This window comes from Mycobacterium sp. (genome assembly GCF_049683935.1).
GTDB lineage: Bacteria > Actinomycetota > Actinomycetes > Mycobacteriales > Mycobacteriaceae > Mycobacterium.
The window spans coordinates 1-3,350 of sequence record NZ_JBAUJR010000199.1 but is presented as its reverse complement, the minus strand read 5'-3'; the positions used below and the strand labels follow the sequence as shown (position 1 = coordinate 3,350).

Here is a 3,350-nt window from a genome sequence, read left to right as displayed (position 1 = left end):
GGGCGCCCTTCGGCGGCGTCGCGGATCCACTGGGGTACCTCGCGGCCGCTGCGTTCACGGAGTGCGATCGAGGCGCGGGCTGCTGCGGCAGCGACACTGCGCCGTTCGTTCGGGGTCCAGGTCTTGCGGGCTTCTGCGGTGGTCATCGTGGGTCCTCCTGCTCGTTCGGGTTGTCAGTGTCCTCGGTTTCGTCGGGTTCCGCCAGTGCGCGTCGGGCGGATCGGTCGGCGACGGCGACGAGGACGTCTTGTTCGGTGGTGGTGATGAGCGGCGAGTCGGTGACGGTGGCGTAGATGTCCCATCCGAGCTCGGCTTCGGCAGGGTCTGCGCTGGTGGTGCGTTCGAGGCACCATGTGATCCGTTGCCAGGCCTGGGCGCGTTTGTCGGCTACGGTGCGTTGGCGGACTGTCAGGGCGACGCCGACGACGGCGAGGACGCCGACGATCAGGGTCACCCATGACGGTCCTATACATGTCAAGCGATCCGTGGGCGGGAGCAGTGAATCGTCTGTCAGTCGAGCATGTGTCAGTCGTCGAGTTCGCAGAAGCGCAGGGCGTTCTGGAACGGATCCAGTAGCTCGACGGTCGGTCCACCAGGTGCGGAGCGATCGATACCGGGTCGCAGAGTCACCAGATGGTCTCGCCGACGCAGCTCCCGGTGGAACGCCGCGATGTCGACCGTCGGCAGCCACACAGCGGCCCCTGGTGTTCCATCCCCGTGGTGTTGACTCAGGTCCAGGTGAACACCGCCACGGGTGACCCGCATGTAGAGCGGTAGATCGGCGGCGAAGCGATGCTCGAAGTCGACCTCGAATCCGAGGTAGTCGCAATAGAAGTTTCGTGTCGCGACCTCGTCATACACCCGCAGGATCGGAACAGCCGCCAGCGGACGGGGAGCGAGAAGAGCGGCGCTGCAGCTGTTCCAGTCTCGAAATCCGGCAGTGTGAGCGACGGCCTCGAGTGACTGGGCGTGGGTCAATTGTGCAGCACCTGATTCGGCCAGGAACTTTCGCAACGTTCGTGCAGCGGACTTCAACTCATCGATGGTCATGTGAACGGGCATCAGGGATCCTTCGTTGGAAGCACAACCGAGTCCGGATGCTCGCATTACCGGCGGTCAGCTGCTTCCTGACGGATTCCGATGGTGGACCCTCAGAGCAACGTGTTCACCGAACCCCGGACGGGGCGCGAGCGGCAGGTACGTCAACCTCTGCTGACATGCTGCCACATCCTGCGAGATCAGCGACGAGATCGTTGAAAACCTCCCGCGCCACGAACCGCTTGAGGCACCTGATGACGTCCTTCTTCGACAACCCGTCACCGCGCCGGCGTTGCATGTAGTCGATCGTGCGTTGGTCGTACCGCAGCCGACACACGGTGATCAAGTAGAGCGCTCTGTTCGCGGCGCGATCACCGCCTCGGTGCAGCCTCATCCTCGTCGTCTTGCCCGACGAGGCAGGAACAGGGGCGACACCGCACAACCGGGCGAACGCGGCCTCGGAATGAAGCCGGCCGATGTTCTGCCCCGCGGTCACCAACAACTGCGCCCCGTTGACCGGTCCTACCCCGCACGCTGCGCGCATCGTCGGAGCCGTCGCGGTCACCAAAGTGTCGAGCTCGCGCTCCAGAACGGCGATCTCCTCGGCCAGATCGCTGGCCCGGCGACCGAGAGTCCGCAATGTCAACTTCGCAGCTTGTTCCGGATCGGACAGGCGCGACAAGTCCGGACGCAACCGGGAGCACGCTTCGACGGCTCCCTTCCCCCGCTTGTAGGTGATCGACTCACGCAGAGCCACCGGGGCGGTGATCAGAACATCTTGAATCTGTTGCAGCGCAACGGTACGAGCGTTCACTGCCGACTCCCGCGTGAGAAGCAGCATTCTGATCGATTCCACCGCTCCGGTACTCGACTTCGGAACGATGGCGTCGGCTCCGGTGAGGACGTGCCGAGCAGCCATCTCCGCATCGAGGGCATCGTCCTTCCCACGGCGAGCCCGCGCATGTTTGTTGGTCGTGTTGATCTCCGCGACCGACATGCCACGTTCGAGCAGGTGACGCGTCAGTCCCGCAGCGTACGAACCGGTGCACTCGACACCGAAGCTCGCCGGAGTTCCGAACGTCTCCACCCATTCCGACAGCTCGTTGTAGCCCTGCGCTGTGGCTCCGAACTGGCGCGCTCCGAGCCTCCTTCCACCCCGTGTGAGCACAGCTGCGTAGTGAGTGTCTTTGTGTGAATCGATGCCGACGACGATGTCACCGTCCATGTGATCCGAGCCTTCCCGTTCGACGGACTCGGCGGGCCTTCCGACCGAGTTTCGCGCTGGGTGGGCGGACGCTGGCGGTGGACAAAACAGTGATGGGGCAGAGTCGCTTCAAGGTCCTATGAAGTCACGCCGCCAGGCCCGACCACCGACGAGCGGGCCGCTCGACACCGCGACGACGCGTCTTGGGAAAGACACACCGGTCACTTGTGCGGTAGGTCAATCGTGGTGCCTAGCGACCCTGTGTCCAGTGTTCACTGCTTGAGCGGGCATCAGGGGCGTTCCTTCCAGGTGGTGCCCCGGTGCCGTCTGGCACCGGGGCGGGTGTTCTACCGGCATGAGGTTCCGCGAACGATGTCGCCTTCGATGTAGGTGAATCCATCTCCGCGGCCGTCACGGAGCGCGAAGTGGTAGTCCGCTTGAATCCAGACGGTAGCGAAGTGTCCGGCGTCGGTGAGTGTGCCGAGTAGGTCTCGATCGGCCCCGTTGGGGAAGAACGCCACTCCGGACGAGGGCGGGTAGTAGCGGTTGAGGGTGTCGATCAGCGATTCGACGCTCCGGCATTCGGTGGCCGCGTCGAGGGCCTTGTCGTAGGTGGTCCAGTAGTCGTCGATGTCGTTGGCGGTCAAGGCTTTTGCTCCTCGGTCGGTGCGGGTCGGGGTGAGCGTGCGGGGTCAGTAGTCCTCGTCCCAGTGCTCGCCTGCGTAGGTGGGGTCGAAGTCGGCGGGTGCGTGGGCCGGGTAGCGGCGGCGGAGGTTGTCCTCGAGGTCGAGGCGGTCTTGCCAGTGCTTGTCGCATCTCGGGTGCGCTATTCCGGTTCCGGACAGTGCGTCCCGGTATTCGACGTCGCCGGTGCAGTCGGGGCCGTCCGCGATGCAGGTGACGGTGTCGGTGTTCGTGTTCTCGGTCATAACTGTTGCTGCCCTTCGGAACTCGTGCCGGGTCGGTGTTGCGTCCTCCCCTGCGTTCTTTCGCCGTCATCTGGCGTGGGGAGAGTAGGCGGCGCACGGGAACGGCGTCCTGCCCCTGGGCCGGGAAGTTTTCAGCCGGAGGCGTTCGTGAAAAGTTTTCGGCGCCCGCAGGGCCGGAG

At 64.6% G+C, this 3,350-nt stretch carries 5 protein-coding genes; all 5 read right to left on the bottom strand.

The annotated features are described in order from the left end of the window. Positions 1-142: 142 nt before the first annotated feature. Positions 143-454, bottom strand: coding sequence for a hypothetical protein (locus WA965_RS11240; protein ID WP_526447514.1), 312 nt, complete (start codon positions 452-454; stop codon positions 143-145). A gap of 71 nt (positions 455-525) precedes the next feature. Continuing rightward, positions 526-1,062 carry a glyoxalase superfamily protein gene (locus WA965_RS11235; protein ID WP_219520300.1) on the bottom strand — a complete coding sequence of 179 codons (537 nt, stop codon included), beginning with the start codon at positions 1,060-1,062 and terminating at the stop codon, positions 526-528. A 103-nt stretch (positions 1,063-1,165) separates the two neighbouring features. Next, positions 1,166-2,263: an IS110 family RNA-guided transposase gene (locus tag WA965_RS11230; protein ID WP_206498880.1), complete on the bottom strand. Its 1,098-nt coding sequence runs from the start codon at positions 2,261-2,263 to the stop codon at positions 1,166-1,168. A gap of 326 nt (positions 2,264-2,589) precedes the next feature. Next, positions 2,590-2,889: a hypothetical protein gene (locus tag WA965_RS11225; protein ID WP_526447512.1), complete on the bottom strand. Its 300-nt coding sequence runs from the start codon at positions 2,887-2,889 to the stop codon at positions 2,590-2,592. Between the two features lie 45 nt (positions 2,890-2,934). Further along, positions 2,935-3,171 (bottom strand): hypothetical protein, encoded by a 237-nt coding sequence (locus tag WA965_RS11220; protein ID WP_526447510.1) that lies wholly within the window; start codon positions 3,169-3,171, stop codon positions 2,935-2,937. Positions 3,172-3,350 lie beyond the last annotated feature (179 nt).

What these genes read in the sequence shown, in the direction of transcription:
- WA965_RS11235 (WP_219520300.1), bottom strand. Translation starts at nt 1,062, where the DNA reads ATGCCCGTTCACATGACCATCGATGAGTTGAAGTCCGCTGCACGAACG.
- WA965_RS11230 (WP_206498880.1), bottom strand. Translation starts at nt 2,263, where the DNA reads ATGGACGGTGACATCGTCGTCGGCATCGATTCACACAAAGACACTCAC.
- WA965_RS11220 (WP_526447510.1), bottom strand. Translation starts at nt 3,171, where the DNA reads ATGACCGAGAACACGAACACCGACACCGTCACCTGCATCGCGGACGGC.